This is a genomic window from Acinetobacter junii CIP 64.5 (assembly GCF_000368765.1).
Lineage (GTDB): Bacteria > Pseudomonadota > Gammaproteobacteria > Pseudomonadales > Moraxellaceae > Acinetobacter > Acinetobacter junii.
On record NZ_KB849654.1, the window covers coordinates 785,621 to 805,501 of the forward strand.

General features: G+C 39.1%; 17 protein-coding genes and 1 pseudogene. 7 read left to right on the forward strand and 11 right to left on the reverse strand.

Going from position 1 to position 19,881, the window contains the following annotated elements; genetic code table 11:
• Nucleotides 1-8 precede the first annotated feature (8 nt).
• Genes F948_RS05325 through F948_RS05350 form a run of 6 tightly spaced genes read right to left on the reverse strand, consistent with a single transcriptional unit; the run spans nucleotide 9 to nucleotide 7,437 of the window.
• Nucleotides 9-722, reverse strand: a complete 714-nt coding sequence (locus F948_RS05325; RefSeq protein ID WP_004960828.1) for a HupE/UreJ family protein — start codon at nucleotides 720-722, stop codon at nucleotides 9-11.
• An 18-nt stretch (nucleotides 723-740) separates the two neighbouring features.
• On the reverse strand, nucleotides 741-1,100 hold the full coding sequence (locus tag F948_RS05330) for a hypothetical protein (RefSeq protein ID WP_002123399.1): 360 nt from the start codon (nucleotides 1,098-1,100) through the stop codon (nucleotides 741-743).
• Nucleotides 1,101-1,108: 8 nt separating this feature from the next.
• Nucleotides 1,109-4,240, reverse strand: coding sequence for an efflux RND transporter permease subunit (locus F948_RS05335; RefSeq protein WP_004960831.1), 3,132 nt, complete (start codon nucleotides 4,238-4,240; stop codon nucleotides 1,109-1,111).
• Nucleotides 4,241-4,252: 12 nt separating this feature from the next.
• Nucleotides 4,253-5,731, reverse strand: a complete 1,479-nt coding sequence (locus F948_RS05340) for an efflux RND transporter periplasmic adaptor subunit (protein ID WP_004960834.1) — start codon at nucleotides 5,729-5,731, stop codon at nucleotides 4,253-4,255.
• An 11-nt stretch (nucleotides 5,732-5,742) separates the two neighbouring features.
• Complete coding sequence (locus F948_RS05345) at nucleotides 5,743-6,942, reverse strand: TolC family protein (RefSeq protein ID WP_004960838.1); 1,200 nt, start codon at nucleotides 6,940-6,942, stop codon at nucleotides 5,743-5,745.
• Nucleotides 6,943-6,987: 45 nt separating this feature from the next.
• Nucleotides 6,988-7,437, reverse strand: coding sequence for a hypothetical protein (locus F948_RS05350; protein ID WP_002124903.1), 450 nt, complete (start codon nucleotides 7,435-7,437; stop codon nucleotides 6,988-6,990).
• A gap of 309 nt (nucleotides 7,438-7,746) precedes the next feature.
• Between F948_RS05350 and F948_RS05355 the strand changes: the two are divergent.
• A pseudogene (locus tag F948_RS05355) lies at nucleotides 7,747-8,025 on the forward strand (helix-turn-helix domain-containing protein); the annotation flags it as partial.
• Nucleotides 8,026-8,081: 56 nt separating this feature from the next.
• Here the strand turns inward: F948_RS05355 and F948_RS05360 are convergent.
• From F948_RS05360 to F948_RS05370, 3 genes are all read right to left on the reverse strand, one after another.
• A complete protein-coding gene (locus tag F948_RS05360; RefSeq protein WP_002117006.1) occupies nucleotides 8,082-9,044 on the reverse strand; it encodes a hypothetical protein in 963 nt (320 codons plus the stop codon).
• A 42-nt stretch (nucleotides 9,045-9,086) separates the two neighbouring features.
• Nucleotides 9,087-10,088: a YagK/YfjJ domain-containing protein gene (locus F948_RS05365; RefSeq protein WP_002124900.1), complete on the reverse strand. Its 1,002-nt coding sequence runs from the start codon at nucleotides 10,086-10,088 to the stop codon at nucleotides 9,087-9,089.
• A gap of 462 nt (nucleotides 10,089-10,550) precedes the next feature.
• Complete coding sequence (locus F948_RS05370; protein ID WP_004960848.1) at nucleotides 10,551-12,356, reverse strand: helix-turn-helix domain-containing protein; 1,806 nt, start codon at nucleotides 12,354-12,356, stop codon at nucleotides 10,551-10,553.
• 175 nt (nucleotides 12,357-12,531) lie between these two features.
• Here F948_RS05370 and F948_RS05375 point away from each other — a divergent pair, with 175 nt between their 5' ends.
• The 4 genes from F948_RS05375 (at nucleotide 12,532) to tnpC (ending at nucleotide 15,960) form a co-directional block, all read left to right on the forward strand.
• Nucleotides 12,532-13,476 carry a hypothetical protein gene (locus tag F948_RS05375; RefSeq protein ID WP_002124895.1) on the forward strand — a complete coding sequence of 315 codons (945 nt, stop codon included), beginning with the start codon at nucleotides 12,532-12,534 and terminating at the stop codon, nucleotides 13,474-13,476.
• 94 nt (nucleotides 13,477-13,570) lie between these two features.
• On the forward strand, nucleotides 13,571-13,954 hold the full coding sequence (locus F948_RS05380; protein WP_004960853.1) for a transposase: 384 nt from the start codon (nucleotides 13,571-13,573) through the stop codon (nucleotides 13,952-13,954).
• Nucleotides 13,951-14,286 (forward strand): IS66 family insertion sequence element accessory protein TnpB, encoded by a 336-nt coding sequence (gene tnpB / locus F948_RS05385; RefSeq protein ID WP_004960858.1) that lies wholly within the window; start codon nucleotides 13,951-13,953, stop codon nucleotides 14,284-14,286. Before F948_RS05380 ends, tnpB begins: the two co-directional genes overlap by 4 nt.
• A gap of 69 nt (nucleotides 14,287-14,355) precedes the next feature.
• Nucleotides 14,356-15,960, forward strand: coding sequence for an IS66 family transposase (tnpC, locus tag F948_RS05390; RefSeq protein WP_004960861.1), 1,605 nt, complete (start codon nucleotides 14,356-14,358; stop codon nucleotides 15,958-15,960).
• Nucleotides 15,961-16,083: 123 nt separating this feature from the next.
• Here tnpC and F948_RS05395 read toward each other — a convergent pair whose 3' ends face one another.
• Complete coding sequence (locus F948_RS05395; protein ID WP_002124898.1) at nucleotides 16,084-16,965, reverse strand: hypothetical protein; 882 nt, start codon at nucleotides 16,963-16,965, stop codon at nucleotides 16,084-16,086.
• A gap of 185 nt (nucleotides 16,966-17,150) precedes the next feature.
• Between F948_RS05395 and F948_RS05400 the strand changes: the two genes are divergently transcribed.
• Nucleotides 17,151-17,423, forward strand: coding sequence for a pyocin activator PrtN family protein (locus F948_RS05400; protein WP_004692381.1), 273 nt, complete (start codon nucleotides 17,151-17,153; stop codon nucleotides 17,421-17,423).
• Here the strand turns inward: F948_RS05400 and F948_RS05405 are convergent.
• Complete coding sequence (locus tag F948_RS05405) at nucleotides 17,407-18,555, reverse strand: tyrosine-type recombinase/integrase (RefSeq protein WP_004960866.1); 1,149 nt, start codon at nucleotides 18,553-18,555, stop codon at nucleotides 17,407-17,409. The genes F948_RS05400 and F948_RS05405 overlap by 17 nt on opposite strands.
• Nucleotides 18,556-18,688: 133 nt before the next feature.
• On the opposite strand from F948_RS05405, the gene dusA reads away from it, so the two are divergent.
• Nucleotides 18,689-19,705: a tRNA dihydrouridine(20/20a) synthase DusA gene (gene dusA, locus F948_RS05410; protein WP_004960869.1), complete on the forward strand. Its 1,017-nt coding sequence runs from the start codon at nucleotides 18,689-18,691 to the stop codon at nucleotides 19,703-19,705.
• Nucleotides 19,706-19,881 lie beyond the last annotated feature (176 nt).

Genomic DNA, 19,881 nt, shown 5'->3' on the forward strand with positions numbered 1-19,881 from the left:
GAAAATCCTTATTGAGTAACGAAGCCAGTAAGCTGAAAGCCCACAAGTAAAAAGCCAAGGAACATTAAAAAAACGTTGCTTTGATAAGCTGTTTTGAAGAAATACGGCGTTTTTCGCCACATTGTCATCAACAGCAAAATCATCGCTAAAGCCATAAATTGACCAAGCTCTACCCCGACATTAAATGCAATGAGGTTTGCCAATAGACCATCTGCCGAAACTTCATACTCTTGAATTTTTACCGCTAAACCGAAGCCATGAATCAGACCAAAAATTAACGTCGCTGCTTTAGTGTTGGGCTGGAAACCAAACCAACGCTGATATGCACCTAAATTATCCAAAGCTTTATAAACAATAGAAAAACCAATAATTGCATCAATAATGTATGCATTCATGGAAATGTTGTAATACACCCCAATCAGCATTGTCACAGAGTGACCAATCGCAAAAAGGCTGACATATAAGCCAATATCTTTCATGCGATATAAGAAAAAGATAATCCCGACGAGGAACAGCAAATGGTCATAACCTGTAACCATGTGCTTTGCACCAAGGTAAATAAAGGGAATGATGTGTACCCCATAAATTTCTTGAATATAGCCTTTGTCACCTTCTGCCACGCCATGGGCAAAAAGTGCAGGACTCATCAAAACAGCACTTAAAGTAATCAATAACTTTAAAAATGCCTTGAGTCTCACCCATTGTGAAAAAATAAATTGCATGTAAATCAAACTCCAAAGTTAACTAAAAAGAAAAGTTTCTAGCGATGTTTTGGGAGGTTTGAAAATACGACTGATCATGAGATAGAGATAATTTTTCACTCTATCTAGGATCAAAATAAAGGCTAAAGTAAATAACAAAGTCATCGATTGACCAGACTGATATTCACCAAAATGCTCATGAAAATTATCATGATGAATATGGTTTTGCTTTTGATGCACATCATGAAAATGTACACTTTCAAACTCATAAACCGCATGTTCTTGGTATGCAGTCTCTGCATTGTGCGTATTAAAATGCAGGCATAGTGCAAGACTGATGATGCAGACGAACCACATCATCAAATTTCTAAACTTTTTATCTCTCACTATGCCTATCATTGTTTCACCTAGGCTTCTTGCTGCTCAGAAAAATCATCTGATTGCTTTTTACGTCCTTGGTTAAACCAAACGTATAGCGTAGGCAAAATAATCAACGTCAATAAGGTCGAAGATAAGATTCCGCCAATCACAACAGTCGCAATTGGTCGTTGCACTTCAGAGCCAATCCCAACATTCAATGCCATAGGGATGAAACCTAAAGATGCCACTAAAGCCGTAATTAATACTGGGCGAAGTCGTTCCAATGCACCGTGTCTAACAGCTTCGAGTAGTCCTTCACCTTGATCTCTCAATCTCTGGATTGCAGACACTAGAACTAAGCCATTCAGTACAGCTACACCCGACAGTGCAATAAAACCAACGGCTGCAGAGATAGAGAATGGGATATCACGTAAGGCTAAGGCAATCACACCGCCCGTTAAGGCAAATGGCACACCCGTAAAGACCAGCACGCTATTTCTGACATTTCCTAATGCCATATAGATCATGGCAAAAATTAAGATCAAAGCGAGAGGTACAACAATCATTAGACGATTTGAAGCTGATTCCATTTGTTCAAATGTACCGCCCCATGTCAGCCAATAGCCTTCAGGTAATTTAAAGTCAGCATTCAACTTAGTCTGTGCTTCTTCGATATAGCTACCAATATCTGTACCACGGACGTTCGCTGTAATCACAATTCGGCGTTTACCGTTTTCACGTGAAATTTGGTTTGGACCCTGAACATTTTTCAATTCGATCAGTTCAGATAAAAGTACGCTTGAACCATCAGGCAAATTCACTGGAACTTGATAAAGCTTTTCTAAATCCGTAACAGAGTTTTGGTCCATTCGAACCACAATATCGAACTTACGATCTCCCTCAAAAACCTTACCTGCTGTTTGCCCCGTAATCAGACTGGATACTTGCTTTTGTACATCTTCAGCATCAAGACCGTAGTTGGCGATCAGGTCTTTTTTAAGTTCAACAGAGACCATTGGAAGCCCACTCATCTGTTCAACTTTTAAGTCGGCTGTTCCATTCACACCTTCTAAAATTTTCGCTGCAGCATTTGCAGATTCAAGCAACTGATCTAAATCATCACCATAAATCTTCACTGCAACATCTGTACGGACACCTGAAATCAGTTCGTTAAAACGCATTTGAATCGGCTGAGTGAACTCATAGTTGTTGCCATAAACGCCTTTTGCCACACGTTCAATATCGGCAACGATAGCTGATTTTTCCTTGTCAGGATTCGGCCATTCGCTACGTGGTTTCAATATCACAAAATTATCAGCGACGTTTGGTGGAACTGGGTCAGTCGCAATTTCAGCTGTCCCCACTTTGGCAAACATGGTTTTCACTTCAGGAATTTTGACGATTTCTTTTTCAAGCGCATACTGCATTTCAACAGCTTGAGTTAAAGAAGTTCCAGGAATTCGAAGTGCATGTAATGCCACATCACCTTCATCTAATGAGGGAATAAATTCGGAACCTAAACGAGTTGAAAGACTCGCACTGAATACAAAGAAAATTGCTACGAACGCGATCAGCTTATAACGATGACTCAAAGACCAATCTAAAATTGGGCTATAAACTTTCTTAATGAAATGAACAATCTTCGATTCCTCTTCCTTAATTTCGCCTGTCGTGACCAAAGCCACCATTGCAGGAACAAAAGTAATCGAAAGAACCATTGCAGCCACGAGAGCCATAACAACTGTAGCTGCCATCGGTGTAAACATCTTGCCTTCAACACCAGTAAGCGTCATGACAGGCAGATACACTAAGATAATGATCAATTGACCATAAAGAATCGCTTTTCGAGATTCTCTAGTTGCTTCAAATACGGTAATAAAACGTTCTTTACGCGTCAGAATCCGACCCAACTCTTTTTGCTTCATCGCTAATTTTGCAAGTGAAGCTTCAACAATAACGACAGCACCATCGACAATGATCCCGAAATCTAGCGCCCCTAAACTCATTAAGTTTGCACTTATTCGTTGATTCACCATGCCAGTAATGGTCATGAGCATAGATAAAGGAATCACCATCGCAGTGATGAGCGCTGCACGGAAATGTCCAAGGAATAAGAAGAGAACAACAATAACGAGGATTGCACCTTCAAGAAGGTTTTTCTTTACTGTGTCTATCGTTGCATCAACCAAAGTTGTACGGTTATAAACGGCTTTCGCCTCAACACCGTCTGGCAATGACTCTTGGACTTTTTGTAACTTTTGATCTACTGCGTGAGCAACATTTCGCGAGTTTTCACCAATCAGCATAAATGCAGTACCTAGGACAATTTCTTGCCCATCTTTAGTTGCTGCACCTGTACGTAGCTCGTGACCAATTGATATTTTTGCCACATCCTTCAATCGAAGAATGTAACCGCTACTTGCCGTAATCGGGATATTTTGAATTTGCTCAATTGAGTTAATTTGAGAATCCGAGCGAATCAAATACTGCTCACCATTCTTCTCAATATAACCAGACCCTTTGTTCATGCTATTTTTAGAAATAGCATCCAAGATATCCTGCTGATCTAAGCCAATGCTGCGTAAATATGCATAATCCGGCTGTACCACGAATTGTTTTAAATAACCGCCAATGGTATTGATTTCATTCACACCTTCAACATTTCGAAGCTGTGGTTTAATCACCCAATCTTGCAAGGTTCTTAATTCAGTCGGTGATAATGGGTTTGGATTATCTTTTGCGTTCTCAACGGTGTACATAAAGATTTCGCCAAGCCCTGTTGAAACAGGTCCCATTGAAGTCGATATGCCACCCGGAAGTGTTGATGTGACTCCTTGCAACTTTTCATTCACAAGTTGTCGAGCAAAATAGATATCCGTGCCTTCCTTGAAAATCGCCGTAACCTGAGATAAACCATATCTCGATACAGAACGTGTGTATTCCAGATTAGGAATACCAGCCAAAGCCGTTTCAATTGGATAGGTCACTTGTGACTCCATCTCCATTGGAGATAAGCCTTGCGCTTCACTATTGATTTGGACTTGTACATTGGTAATGTCAGGTACAGCATCAATCGGCAGTTTAAAATAGTTATAAACGCCAAATGCACCGATAAACAGAAAGACAATCAGTACAAGCCATCGATTCTTGATCGAGAGCTTAACAATTTGATCAAACATAGTCGCTACCCCTTAGTGATCATGAGTAGCGCCAGATTTACCCAGCTCTGCTTTTAATAAATAAGAATTACCTGCTGCATAAATCTGCCCTGCTTTTAGACCAGATTTAACTTCAACAAAACCATTAAATTTATCGCCTAACTCTAGAGGACGTGCTTCAAAGTCATTCCCGACACGAATAAACACCACATCCCAATCACGGAAGTTTTGCAAAGCATCTTCACGGACAACCATCGGTTTCATGCTCTGGTTTTCAAAGATTTGTGCAGTGATTAACTGTCCTGAACGCCATCTGAACTGGTTGGGAATTTCAATAAAAACTTGCGCAGTACGTGTTTTCGGATCAATCACATCACTAATGTATTTAATCTTACCCAGTGCTTCCTCCGTACTTTCCTGTACTTGAGGTTTAACGGTTACTTTTGCATTTGGATTAATTGCATTCAGCTTATCAGCCGGCACATTGACCACTGCAAGCAACTGTGAGGTATTGGCAATTTTAAAGAGTGGTGAAGCTGGTGTTACATTTGAACCAACCGCAGCAAGCACTTGTAAAACTGTGCCCGACATTGCTGCTCTTACCTCAATCGTTCCATTACCTGAACCACCGTAAGAGCTGATTAAGCTATTCAGCTCATTGGCCCTAGTCTGAGCATTTTCAAATTCACGTTTTGCATTGATATAGTCAATTTCAGGCGATACACGTTTTTGAAATAATGCGCGTTCCTGTTCCATTTTTTTGCGAGAAAACTGCAAATTATCCAAAGCAATAGATCGCTCAGCATTTAAACGGATCAGATCTTGGCTTTGAACAGTCGCTAACAGATCACCTTGGCTGACTTTATCACCAATCGTTCGATAAGTTTTGATTAGTGTTCCGCTTGCTTTAGGTGTAATAAAACTTTCAAAATTATCGGGAAATTTAAGCTCGCCTTTGAGCTCAAGCGCATTCTCAAAAGTCATAGGTTCAACTTTAAGAAGTTCTAAACCGCTGCTTTTGATACTGCTATCCAGCATCGTTACACGGCCTTCTTTGGTATCCCATTTCCAGCTGTGTTTCTTGCCTTGATAATCAACATTTATCACCATCAAGAACGAATGCGGTTCATAAACAATTTCATCGCCAATCAAGTAATCACTTTCAGGTTTGAAGTGAATGGTTTGCTCAGCATCTAAACGCTTAATAAAAATATTCGCGTTAATCTCACTCGGCTTTAAAGGCTGATCTTTGTAGTAGCCATAGACACGTAAATGCGGCTCTACACCTTCTTCAAAAATTTTTACCTCTGCCGAAAAGTCTCCATCACGATATAAGCGACCACCATGTGGACCTTTTTCATCACCTGCGACAGCAGCTTTTTCTTCGATAGCTTCACCATGTGCTGAAGACGTCTGTGATTTGTTTCCTGTTTTATACCAAGCCAGAGCACACAACATGACAAGTAAAGCTATAACGCCTGTAGCAATTACTGTATTCTTTGGTTTATTCATATTCTCTGCCCTTATTCTTGATCTAAATTCGTTACATAATTTCGTTCAACTTCTGCAATCTGATTTTGCAAAGCCAACCACAGATCAAATCGAGCGAGATGTTTGTCTAACCAAACTTGTTTAATGCTATTAAATTCCAATAATGAAATTTTTCCTGCCTGATAACCCATTTCTGCAATGCGTAAACTTTCTTTTGTTGCAGGTAAAACAGATTGGTCATATTGCTTGATTGCATCAATCAAACTGGATACCTCAATAGATTTGTTATCCAATTCAATCTTTGAATTTCGATTGATTAATTCTGAACGAGTTTCAGCATTGGTTTGCTGTGCTTGAGCGAGTGCAATATTTCCACTGTTGCGATTGAATATCGAAAGCGGAATAGAAGTGGAAACCAAAAAAACTTTGTCATCTGTTTCTTGATAATTACGTACACCAACGCCAAGCGTGATATCAGGAACCGCTTCTTTTCTTGCTAATTCAAATTGAGTTTTTGCCTGCTGCTTTTTTAGTAAAGCCTGCTTTTCAGATAAGCTAACCTTGTCAGTGAAGTTAATCGTTAAAGGAACATCTATAGCATTGGCTGGCAAATCAAAAGCAAATTTTGAACAGAGATTTTTCTGAAACTGAACCTTTTTCAGCTCATTTTGATAACGTAACTTGGACTCAGCAGATAAAGCTGAATTAAGCTGAACATCAGATGGAATCACACGTCCATACTTTAGCTTTTCATTTAGAACTGTTGCTTGTCTTGCACTCAGCTTGCTATCTGCAGCATAAATTTCTGCTCGCTGAGAAGCTGCATACCAATTAGACATACAGATTCGAAAATCAGCTTTTAACTCTGCTTGTCGTTGAGTAATCTCAAATTGGTTATTATTTCCTTGCAAACCTGCCAATTGCTTACGCAAAGCGAGTTTATTATTCAACGGAATTTCTTGGGACAAACCCATGAATGCAGTTGGGCCATCCAAATCTTTCAGCTTAGAATTACCCAAATTATCCAATTCGACATTGAAAGTTGGATTGTTCATCCGACCAGCATATTTTTGATTTACATCATAAGCTTGCTGAGATTGCTGCAAACTTTTTAGAACTGAATCATTTGCAATAGCTTGCTGCTGTAACTGTGCATAATTTGTTCCTGCTAATAACTGAGGAGCAATGATGACTAAGCCACAGGCGAAAATTACCTGACTTTTTTTAGACATGACTATACCTATACAAAAAATGAAAAATATTTTTGTATAGTTAAATCAATTCCTTAGAACAATGAGAGTTTTGGTAAATGCGTAGGTATTACAAAGAAAGGGAATCCTTTTCCTAAGCTTAAAAGAACGAATTGGGCGTTCAAATAAACCTAAAAATAAGAGGATTAAAGGTAAAGCAAAACTAAGGAAAAAGACTGGATCAATTGAGAAATGATCATCAGCTTGAATTGGTTTTACTGAATGATGAAATGCGGGTTCATCATAACTTGTCCAGTTATGATTTTTTTTATCTTGATCTGCTGTATTCAGAACTTCATCATGATGAACTAATGACCATTGGCTAGAATCTTCTGTTTCTACAGAAATACTCAGTTCATGATGATGACCTAGATTTTTTGCTATTACAGGCGCCCACGTATAAATCCCCGTCGTTGTTATAGCAAACAAAAACAGGACTGATACGAGAATAAGCTTAAAAAACTTATTAGCCAACATAGCAAGTCAGATCAAAATGAAACGTGAAAAGAATACTGAATAGCTTCTAGAAAGTAAATCCTATATGAAAATATATCTCAAATTTACAAGCTATCTCTTTATCAATGGATAGCTTATGGGTAATGAAGCTTTATTTAGTTATTTTCTGGAACTGTATTAAAAGGATTTAAGCTGTACCTAGTTTGAGTTAGTACAAAGTAAGCTTACTTATCTTAGAGGTGGTGGCAATTGAACTCATCCAAAATCTCCAATGAAATCTAGTCATTAAATGTGTGATTCATAGACATCATTTCAATATAATTGGTGTCTATGAACAGAGAAATTCAACAAAGACTCGTATGGGTTAAATTATTTGAAGAGACCAATGATGCTGGCCTAGTCTGTCGGAGATGTGGCATTTCTAGACCAACATTACGCAAGTGGTGGAAACGATATTCTGATCAAGGTATTGATGGATTAAGTAGTCAGAGTAAACGCCCATTAAAATCTCCAAATACTAAAATCAATACTGAGCTAGAGGCCTTAATATTGGAAATGCGCTCGGCTAGAAATCTGGGTGCTCGACGTTTGCAAACAGAATTGATGAGAAGGATAATCTGCGCAATCTAGAGCGTCAAGCAAGTGCAGGACACTCATATAAATTTTCAGCGCCGTACAGGTGCTCCATCAAACCATTTAAATCCTTTAGGGTAAATGCAGATTCTATTCGGAAGCCCAAACTGCCCTGTTTGATTCTCTGGCATGCTATTTAATGCACTCAGCGGACATTGGACGTCTTCTTGAATAATTCGATCAATCCGAAACATCTGTTCAGCATCAACCACACTATTTTGATCTGTCAGACTAAGGCAACTGCAGGTACCCATATAATTCGTGACCTGGGCCCAGCAACGCTCTATGACACTGCAATAAAATAATGGATCAGCATAGAGTGATCGGTTAAAGCTCAGATAAAAGTGGATCACATACCGCTGCTGAACATCATCCCGTACAATTTGATAAAAGCGGTAAATGGCTTGTGTTCTATACCAATACTCAGCTGCTAGACTTTTTTGGAAATTTGATAAAAATCGCTCTAACTGTCGCAAATCGATAATTTCATTTCCACCCTCATTTAGACTTAGTTCCAGTTTTAAATCCGCTGCATCAGGATAGATCTGGCTTGTATTACGGTAGGATTCTCTCAACTTTTCAATCCGCTTTTCGTAGCACTCATTCAGCTTATGCATTTCTTCAGTTAAGCTGGTGCTTTCAAACAGCACTCTCAGCCGCTTTACGATCTTATCGATATAAAAACCAGCGCTTCTTTGCGCCGTGACCTCAAAGAACCGAATCTGCTCTTCCTGTAATACACTGCAGTAAGCCTGAAAGAACTTGTCTGCCCAAAAGGAAAAAGACAAATGCTCATGAATGCCAACGGCCATCATTCTGCGCCATGCTGAAAAATAACCAGACAGTTTCCGCTTGAACTCCTGATCTATATTTTTTTGATGAGCATCGTAATCAGTACCTTCTGGAATTGGAGCAAAGCGAATCGTTTGGTAATGCTCTAAAACGTCTTGTTCTAATCGGGGTGCTGTAACAAACTCTAACTCTGAATGGCTCATGTGTTGTCCTATGAATGGATTGATTTCATAGAACTGGCATATTCATAATTTTTTAAACCAAATCTCCTCTTCCAGCTTTGCTAAAGCGGTCTGCGCATCCCATTCTTTGATTCTTCTATTTTCTTCTGTATCAGGTATTGGGCGACCATGATGCTGATAATCCCCCTTATAAAACGTTTTACGCCCTCGTGGTTTAACCAATAACGTCTGCTCGTATTTATCAGGGTCACTGAGATAAGCAACTGCACCCAAAGCATTGTTGCCTTGTTCGGGTGTCGTTCGACGAATATCTCCAATACCTAAACGACCTTGCTTCTCGTAGTTGTCTTTATTCGCTGTCGTGTTGATGTTCCGCCCAAAACCCTTATCGAATGTGATTTCCTTCCACTTATCGATCACTCCCTCAGCAATTTTATAATCACTCTGATGCTTCGATCTATTAATCACCAATGTTAAATGAGCATGAAAGCCTTTGGTTATACCCTGCTCCAGTGCGATCGCATAGGTCAAAAGTGCATCAAAATATCCATTTTTATCAGTGATCAAATCACGTAGTTTTCCGATATGCTGATAGAAGTCATTTACAGTAATTTCACTCATGCTGTCCTTGCTATAGCTCAAATCCACTCTGATCACTAGAACCGAATGATACCCCTTAATTGCGCCTTCGAACTCCTCAAGTAATGCCACTCGATTCAATTCTTTCCGTCTCACAAAGCTTTTGATCTCATCACGTATCAGCCCTCGATGCGCATGCAGGATTCGTCTTAATGCCTTAATTTCCCCTATTGAAAGCCCTGTCAGATATTCAGCAAAGCTAAGCATGCCACGTTGGCTATTGACGTATTCAGTAACTGCAATAAACGCCCTAAGCGATGCTGCATACTCAAGCCCTTCTTGTTTAAACGCTTCAAATGCGCAATACAAGCGTTCTAAGTTGAAAATGAATGCTTCGTCTGAAATATCAAAATTAAGACATACATCTACAAAGCGATGAATGGTATACATCACCCCTGCCTGATCATCTAAATCCAATGGGAACACGTTGAACTTCCTTAACTATGATTCACGTCATAGTTAAGCAATCGACTTATTTTTTTAAATAGTGTTTTTATCTAGAGTAAGAACAAGTCATCCACTATCCGCATATATCGAATAGTGCTCTCATTGTACATGGACTATTGGTCCCTATCATCATCCATATTGGGTATATATTCATATCTGCATGACATGTCTAACTGTTCTTGTTATCTGTATGAGTAACAGTGATTGTATTGATATATCTAGTATTTATAGTTCTATACGCTACAGTCATTAATCTATTATTAGTATTAATCTATATATTAATAATATATAAAACCGTCTTAGCGTAAAAGCAATAACCATAGCCTAGCCAATCAGCAGAATTTCCAGACCTTCGGCTAAGCTAGGCTTTTTATATATTTTAGCGTTACGATAGTTAGGTCAGAAAAATGGTTTTTTCAAAAAAAACTTAGCGCAAAAAAACTATTCGAATAATGACAAACAGTGATGATGCAGCAGTCCGTAATCTTTAAGTTCTGCCAGTGTTGGTGAAATTTCTGTTATTTGCTGTGTAGGAAAATCAAAGCGAGTTCCATCCTGAAAGGGTTCTTGAAACGCCAATTCACTTAAGACATACCTGTTAGCTTCCGCGTGCTGATCAGGGACAAAGCAACAGCTGTATGTATTCTGTATAAATGACCGAGGTAAAATCCTAAAAGGCGTCACTATTTCAGTTGCATTTACCAATGCCCTTCCCAAACTACTTTTAGTTGCACTGAGCTTTTGGTCAATATCAGAATGTTTCCGCATACATTGCTGAAAAAAATAAATTTGGTTATATGCAATCAGATCCATAAGGGCCATTAAAAACTGATGAATTCTGGACTGCTCAGCATTTAACTTGAAGGTGATCATTGATTCAATTTTATCAGACTCATTTTTTAGCGTCATATTCTCTTTGATTGTTTTGATTTGAGTGGCTTGCAATGAATACGGATAGAGAAAGTCTGTGCACCCTAAACGCTCAAAGCTTTCATCATCGATTACTACTGGGTTAGCTTCTTTCAGCATTTTAAAAAGCGATTTATTCTGACAGTATATTTGGCAGCACCACTGCTCAAGCAAGCTTTGAAAAAGACCTAAGCGGTTGTTCATCCCGCTGAGTTTAGTATGCTGGATAGATGCTAAATGATCCAAAACCGCCTCATCCTTCAAAATATTTTCATGCGGCTTTAAATAAAACGTCGCTGATAATGGGTTCTCTGGATGTAACCGCTTTAGCTCGACATAATGATCATACAACTTCATTATTTCCTGCTGTTGTAACACAACATAATTTGCATAACCTACAGCATCACGAGACCGAAGAATAAACGGTTTCATCCAGCACAAAGGATCATGTAACAAATAATAGTTTTTGCAATTCAACACCTTCAAGCCAACATCTGAATCTTCACTTTTAGTGTTTGACAACAAGTCGCTCTTTGGATTCAGCATAGTAAAAATAGAGGCCACTTTCTGAACTTCAAAAACATGCGGCTGGGGGTACTTCAAAATATAAAATTTGCCGTAGATCGCAGCATCCCCCCAAAACCTATGCGAAAGGTTTAAAGCGTATATTGGAGACTCTGTTTGAATAAAACTATTTCGAATTGCGCCATCCGCTTGGCAGCGGATAAATCCGTTTTTTTTAAGCTGCTGTATAGCGCGATAAATAGATTGTTTGCTTAAACCCGTGGCTCGCTCAATTTCACCAATTCCACACCCTATAACAATCCCAAACGAGTCTGCACCGTAAAGCAACCGTAATAAAACAAGATAACTTCGATAATCAAGATAGCAGTCGATCTCTATTTTTTTAGGTGAATTGCTAATACTTATGCCATCACTCTTTATAAATAAAGTCTGAAGTAATTTTAATAAAGGGATCTGCCTAACCACACGCTTATTACTATTTTCTAACCATTCAATAGACGTGGCTGAATCAAGCCTTATATAAGTAAGATTAAGTTGTAAATGACGAACTCTAGACCTTTTTCCAGTTTCAGGAAAATCTATTTTTAATATTCCCTGTTGTTCCAACTCATTCAATACACCCCGTAATTTTTTAATCTGTATGCCGATCACTTTTGATAATTCACCGAGTGGCAATGATGTACTTCCGACTCCAAAATTTCTGATAAACGTGATTAATGCCCAAAAAGCATAGGCTGAAATTTGCCCCTCCACCCTTTGATAGAAAGCCATAAATAGCGCCAAAAAGCGCTGTTCAGAATCGTGGATACTCATGCTAAAAAATCCCACTCATCAAGTTCTTATTTGTGTATAAGTATTTTACAGTAATAATGATAGGCATGAAATGATAATTGAAATTTGTTTTTTTAACAGTTAATGCATAATTAATATTTACTTAATATTTAATTACTGATATATAAATGTTAAGTAAATATTTATGAATTGTAAAATGGCACGACCACATTTAACCTTAGATAAATGGTTATCGACTGATACGGACTTAAAAAAAAATTTCTTGGATCAAGAGAGCTACATGAAGGAAAGTCTATTAACTAGGCTTGATAAACCTGGCCAAAAGATTGTTTACACATCTACAAATCACCCCCAACCTAGATCAAATGAGAATTTAATATCAGATTCTCTAGAAAATCTGGCTAGGCCATCCCACATAAACGAAATATTTACAAACCCTCTCATATGTGAGACAACAAATTTTATTATTAATACTAATAATGAACATTTTGCACTTTTAAAAAAGAAATTCCTTTTATTTAAATACCACTCTGAGAAAAAGAAAGCCAACCGTATCACCAAACAAATCACAATGGACGAAAATACATTAAAACAACTTGAGAAAATTAAAAAAAATTGTAAGTTTAAAAGTCTAGATAACTGCTTAGAATTTTTAATTGATGCACATAATTTTAAATTAAGTGAAAAAGATAAAATAATATCAAGACTCAAAAAAGAGCAAAATTTAAATCATGATTCTAATTTAAAGCAAGAATTGAAATTAAAGGATGAAAAAATTACACAACTCGAAAAAGAGCTCGTGCACCAAAAAAATATCATCCACGAAAACATGAGCAAATCTGCAAAAGAGTTTGAGGAATACCTAATTCAATTGGCTACAAATCAAACCATTGAATTAGAGAAAATTAAAGCTTTTTTAGGCGAGATTAACGAAGCAGATCAACAAAGCATTAACCAAACTCTTGCACCCGAAGCACTTAGCGAAATTGAAACTCAATTGAGAAACGAATGCGCAAAACAAAAGCAATTTTTAACAATCAAAAATCAACCAAATACCAATTATGCTTTAGGATTTGATCAGCATCATCAATATGGCAGTACCGTACAAAATGACGATGAAGTTATACCAGCTCAAACCTGAGCTAACAGGTAAGCATCCGGCTAACACAGCCTTACCAAGCGATCCTATAAGCCTTAATTTAGTTCCCACCTAAAAACAAGTGGGGACTTAATCCATGAACATGGATATATATTCAACAACACCTCCTGTTGCTAAAAAACGCAGAACATACAGCAAAGAATTCAAACTCAGTATTGTCAATGCCTGCAAAAATCCTAATACCTCGATCGCTTCGGTCGCACTGCAACATAGTATTAATGCCAACCTTGTCAGTCGTTGGATCAGGATCTTCAGCCATCATGAGGGTGCCGTGCAGGATCCTACTCATGTGAATCCAGCATTTATTGCTTTGCCTTACACTGCTGCAATCAGCCAACCTATTGATGAGAGGATCACGTTGTGTATCACCGTGCCTCATACGAATAATGATATTCAGCTAAAATGGCAGACATCAGAAATACCTGCCTTGGCAGAATTACTCAAGGCACTTGCAACATGATCCGCATTGATGAAATCTGGCTTTCTACCCAACCTCTGGATATGCGTGCAGGTATGGATACGACCATGGCTCAGGTGGTGAGAGCCTTTGGCTACATTAAACCGCATTGTGCTTACCTGTTCTGTAATAAACGTGGCCATCGCATGAAAGTGCTGGTACATGATGGACTGGGCATCTGGCTGTGTGCCCGGCGGCTGGAACAGGGAAAATTCCACTGGGCGCAGGTTCACCAGGGTGAAAGCATGGCGATCAGTCCGGAACAGTTACAGGCACTGATCCAGGGTTTACCTTGGCAGCGCATTGGACGACAGCAGGTGGTGACGATGCTCTAAACTGGTCCATTCTGCTATTCTCCAAACGTTCTATTTCCTCTGCGTCATGACCTCAGGCATACTGCGGTCATGAATACGCTGCCAGACTTAAGCCAACTGACCCATGAACAACTGCTGGAATTTACCAGACAGTTGGCAATGCAGCATCAGTCTCTGGCACAATCAAATCAAGAATTAGAAAAATCAAACCAGCAATTGGATGCCAAAGTTCAACATCTTTCCATTCTCACGCAAAAATACGAGCATGAGCTCGCACTATTTAAACAGCACAAATTTGGCAGTAAAAACGAACATCTCACCGCAAAACAAATCCATCTGTGGGACGAAGCGGTTGAAGAGGATATCGCAGCAGTTGATTTGGAACTGGAGCGGCTGAATGCAGATAAAACCGATGCAGCGACAGAGAAAGCCACAGTCAACAAACCTAAACGTCGACTGCTGCCGGATCATCTACACACCATTCGTATTGAGCATGAACCAACATCAACCCAATGTGCTTGTGGCTGCCAACTCCGTCGTATCGGCGAAGATATCAGTGAAAAACTGAATTTCAGACCGGCACAGTTCTATAAGGAACAGCATGTTCGTGGCAAATGGGTCTGTGATCAGTGCGACACCCTGACTCAGCAAGCGATGCCCGCCTATGTGATTGATAAAGGTATTGCCAGTCCTGAACTACTGAGCCATGTGCTGGTCTCGAAATACGCTGATCATTTGCCGCTGTACCGTCAACGTCAAATCTTTCTACGCGCAGGAATTGATCTATCCAGATCAACCCTGTCCGACTGGATAGGTCGCTGCGGTGTAGAACTGGAACCTCTGGCCAATGCTTTAAAAGAGGTGGTGCTGCAACAGCGGGTGCTGCATGCCGATGAAACACCAGTCACCATCATGCGGATGGGTGAGAATGATAAAAAACCGAAGAAAGGTTATGTCTGGGCCTATGCCACTACACAGTACAATCCAGTTCAAGCCGTGATCTATGACTTTCAGGATAGTCGTTCAGGTCAGCATGCTGAAGCGTTCCTGAAAGACTGGCAGGGCCATCTGGTCTGTGATGATTACAGTGGTTATAAAGCACGCTTTAAATCAGGCGATGTCATTGAGGTGGGCTGCATGGCGCATGCACGTCGTAAATTCCATGAGCTACATGTGACTGGGAAAAGTCAGATCGCTGAACAGGCCTTAGTGCTGATTCAGAAACTGTATGCGATAGAAGCAGAACTCAGGAAAAAGACCGATAGTACAGCAGAACACCGCCGCGAATACCGACAACAGCACAGCCAACCGGTGATGCAACAACTGTATGAATGGCTCAACCAACATTATCTGACGGTGCCATCGAGTTCTCCAACCGCCAAGGCCATCAATTACACTCTGAAGCGTTGGCCAGCTTTAAGCCGCTATCTGGATGATGGCAATCTACCTATTTGCAATAATTGGGTCGAGAATCAGATGTGTCCCTGGGCGTTGGGGCGCAAGAACTGGCTGTTTGCAGGTTCGCTGCGCAGTGGTCAGCGAGCGGCAAACATCATGACGTTAATCCAGTCAGCAAAGCTGAATGGGCTGGATGCGTATGCCTATTTAAGTGATGTGCTGAAAAGGTTACCGACACATAAAGTGACCCAGATTGAAGAGTTACTGCCACACTGCTGGAAACCTAAATTGAATTAAAAATTGGTATGGGATTCAGCGGACGCTTACGCTAACAGTTACTCATTTCTAGGAGCAAGCAGCAATAGTACACCTCATACACTTGCTGCCTAAGAACGAGCCCCCTCATCACCTCAATAATACTCATAATGAAACTTGGATAATCTCTTTCAATAAATCAGCACGACGCCTTAAGTGATTGACCAGCACTTCATCGCAATATGCTGTATTAAATGGGAGTTGCTTTTGCTGTGTAAAATACCGCTCTGGATGCTGTAGAAACTGTTCCCATTTTTTATTTTCATTCTGTAATTCCCTGATCTGGTTTAGATAGGTTCTATCCTGAATTTTAAATGACACACCAAAATCATCATCTTCACAGGTTTCTTTATTTTCGTTATTTTTTCTGGCTTCTGTTAAATCTAAAATTTTCTGTTTATTTGTCTCTAATCTGCATTGAACCCATTGCAAATCAAACTCTCTAAACTTGATTTGTAGCGTGGGTAAAATCAGTTGTACTGCCTGCGAAGCATTTTTAAATCTGCCATTTTTTTGAGCATAACCAGTTAATTCTGAATAGAATATTTCAAGCTTTTTATGCAACAGCGGCACATATCGTTTTCTTATATTCAAAATCCCATTGATTCTACGCTTCAAACTCGGGTTATAGGTGTAGACTCTCCCGCCTTCATCAACAACCAACTCAATATATTTATTTAATATTTCAGAATATTTCTCATTAATCTGCTGCTGCCTATAACCACGAATCCCCTCTATTACCGTATTAATTTGACCAAGCAAATTCAGCAAGTCCTGTACCGAATACGTTTCACCAAAGAACTGCATTTGGCTATGCTCTACCATCAGTTCAACCAACAATTTGCGTTCTGACGCTTCAAACTCAGTCTTTGGGTCAGGATCGCTTATTATTTTATGTTCTCTTAAAAAACGTCCAGCATGATCCAAAAAGCAATTCAGAATTTCGTCCTTCAATTGCTCAAAATCAAGAAGTGTGCAATTTTTCATTTTTGAATCTAAGTAATAGTTTTCAATATGTTATACCACAACTCTAGTAAAATATTATTTCTAATTATTAGTATTACATAAAGACCTACATCAAAAAAATAAGATTAAGACATAGGGATGGTCAGCCTTACTTCAAAGGTGACCCATTCAAATTAAAAAAGTTTTATGTATGGAATACCCACTTCATGAGTTGCTTTCAAATTAATACTACCGAACTACTTTTTATAAAGTATCGTTCTATGACCGTTGAACTAATGACAGTAGTTTCTGACTATTATCCCCACCTCAGCAAAGCCGAAGCACTGAGAAAAGCGAATAATCAACAATTCCCTTTCTCAGTATTCAAAATAGATAAAAGTAAACGTGCTCCATTTTTGGTACACATTAAGGATCTTGCTGCTGTCTTGGATAAGCAATATTCAGAGGCATCCAAAGATTTTGCTACGTTTCATCGATGAGGCGTAGCACCTCCTCCAACTGTAATATATTTCTTCTCGCTTTCACTGATACATAACGCTGTAAACTCCCCCAAGAATCGTGCAAACTTACTTTCTGAATTTCAGGAATAGTAAAACTCTGTTCAGCTAATCGAGTACAGCCTTCATGTCTCAAGTCATGAAATCGTAAATCTTCAATCCCCAAAATTTTACAAGCTTCTCTAAACTCTTTACCCAAACTTTTGGGATTCAAAGGCAATAACAAATTTTCATTATGTCCAAGCTTTAGCATCCGTTCTCGAACTTCTGAATGTTTCAGTCTTTTGATCAGCACCTTACAAGGATCAAGTACATCAAATGACTTATGATTACCTTTAGAACCATTAGGATTCTTTAAATCATGCACTTTCCACGTTGAATGATGTGGGTCATAATCTCGAAGATACAATCGTGTTAATTCAGCTTCACGTCTGCATGAGAAAATTGCAAACCACATAATCAAATGCATTGGGTATTTAGAGCCATAACGATTAAGCTTCCATCGTTCTGCAAAATACTTCGTCAATGCAATCAATTCATCTCTTGAAGGCAGTCGGTCTCTTTTTTGACTGGAGGATATTTGACGTGTTTTTCTTAGCTGAGCAGTAGCCTTATCAAAGCTATTTAAATCAATATCCACTTCCCACATAACAGCAGCATGAGAAAGAACACCTCTGATATGTAAAAGCTCATGTTGCAGTGTACTAGTCGCAATAGGTTCAAGATCGAGGTACGAAACTCCCCCCTTCCTTAAAGCCACATGCTCGGCCAAATGTACTGATTTTATTTTTGTGATAATATTGCGCGCAATTGGTAGCTTCTTAATTAAGAGCAGAGAATAGCGTTTCGTCCTTCCGTACTCGCTCCCGACTTCATCCAAATATTTATCTATGGCATCTGATAAGGTCAGATCAATCAACTTTTCTTTGCCAAGCAAAATATCAGGATTTTCTTGAATTTCGACTTCTCGTTTCTTAATCCAGTTTTCAGCTAATTTCTTTGAGTGAAATGTTTTACTTTCAGAAAAAGCAGGAAAGCCCTTTCGAGTGATTCGAATCGCAGCACGATAGTTAACTTTACCATCTGCACCTTTCCTTGCTGTAATTGACCCCATAATTTACACCAAAAGCTATTTTTCCTATTATGGTGTAAAATTTGGTGTAAATGCAAACGGATTCACCCACCTAAACACAGGTTCAAACAGATTCTCGCAGGTTGCAGAATATAGATTAAAGGTATGATTTTTAATGACTATTAACAAAAACATTGAAAACACTCAATCTCCGAGAATCAGTGTTGCCCCGATGATGGATTGGACAACAAAAGATTATCGTTTCTTTGCTCGTTTATTTAATCCAAATGTAGTGCTTTACACTGAGATGGTGACTACAGGTGCAATTATTTATGGCGGTGCAAATCGTCATTTGGATTTTAATCAGCAAGAACACCCAATCGTGTTACAGCTGGGTGGTTCAAATCCACAGGAGCTAGCAACTTGCACTAAAATGGCTGAAGATTGGGGATATAACGAAGTCAATCTAAATGTCGGCTGTCCGAGTGATCGTGTTCAAAATAATAAAATTGGTGCCTGTCTAATGGCAGAACCAAATCTAGTTGCAGAATGCATTCACAGTATGCAAAAAGCCGTCTCAATTCCTGTCACGGTAAAACATCGTATTGGAATTGATGATATGCAGTCTTATGAAGAAATGCTGCACTTCGTCGATACTGTAGCAGCTACAGGATGTACACATTTTATCGTGCATGCACGCATTGCGATCTTGCAAGGTTTGTCACCCAAAGAAAATCGTGAAGTTCCGCCTCTGCGTTACGAGGACGTGTATCGTCTCAAGCTAGAACGCCCGCACCTCACTATTGAAATCAATGGTGGCATCAAAACTTTTGAAGAAACCAAACAACACTTACAACATGTTGATGGTGTAATGATTGGTCGCGAGGCATATCACAACCCTTATTTACTGGCTGAGTTGGGACAACTTTGGAATTTGGATGCACCCGATCGTTTTGACATCATGCAACAAATGATGCCTTATATTCATCAACGTGTTGCTGAAGGTGCTCCACTTTCTATTATCACTCGCCATATTTTAGGATTATTTCAAAATCTTCCTGGTGCGCGTAAGTGGCGCCAATCTCTCAGTGGTGGTAATGCAAAGACCATAACTGATATCGAAAATGCGATTCAAAATATTCAAGCAGCAATGCAAAGGACTGAAGATTATCTTCGAGAGCATCAAGTTTGATTGATGCTCAAAAAACGCCAACTTCATCACATTAAGAAACATCATTTTACAAATATTAAAATTTAAATTTTCGCTTTTATAAACCACTTAAAATTAAGAAAATCTTCATTAAGTTTTTTTCGTAAGTTCATTATCAACAGCTTAAATTGTTATATTATTACATTACATTTTAGTCT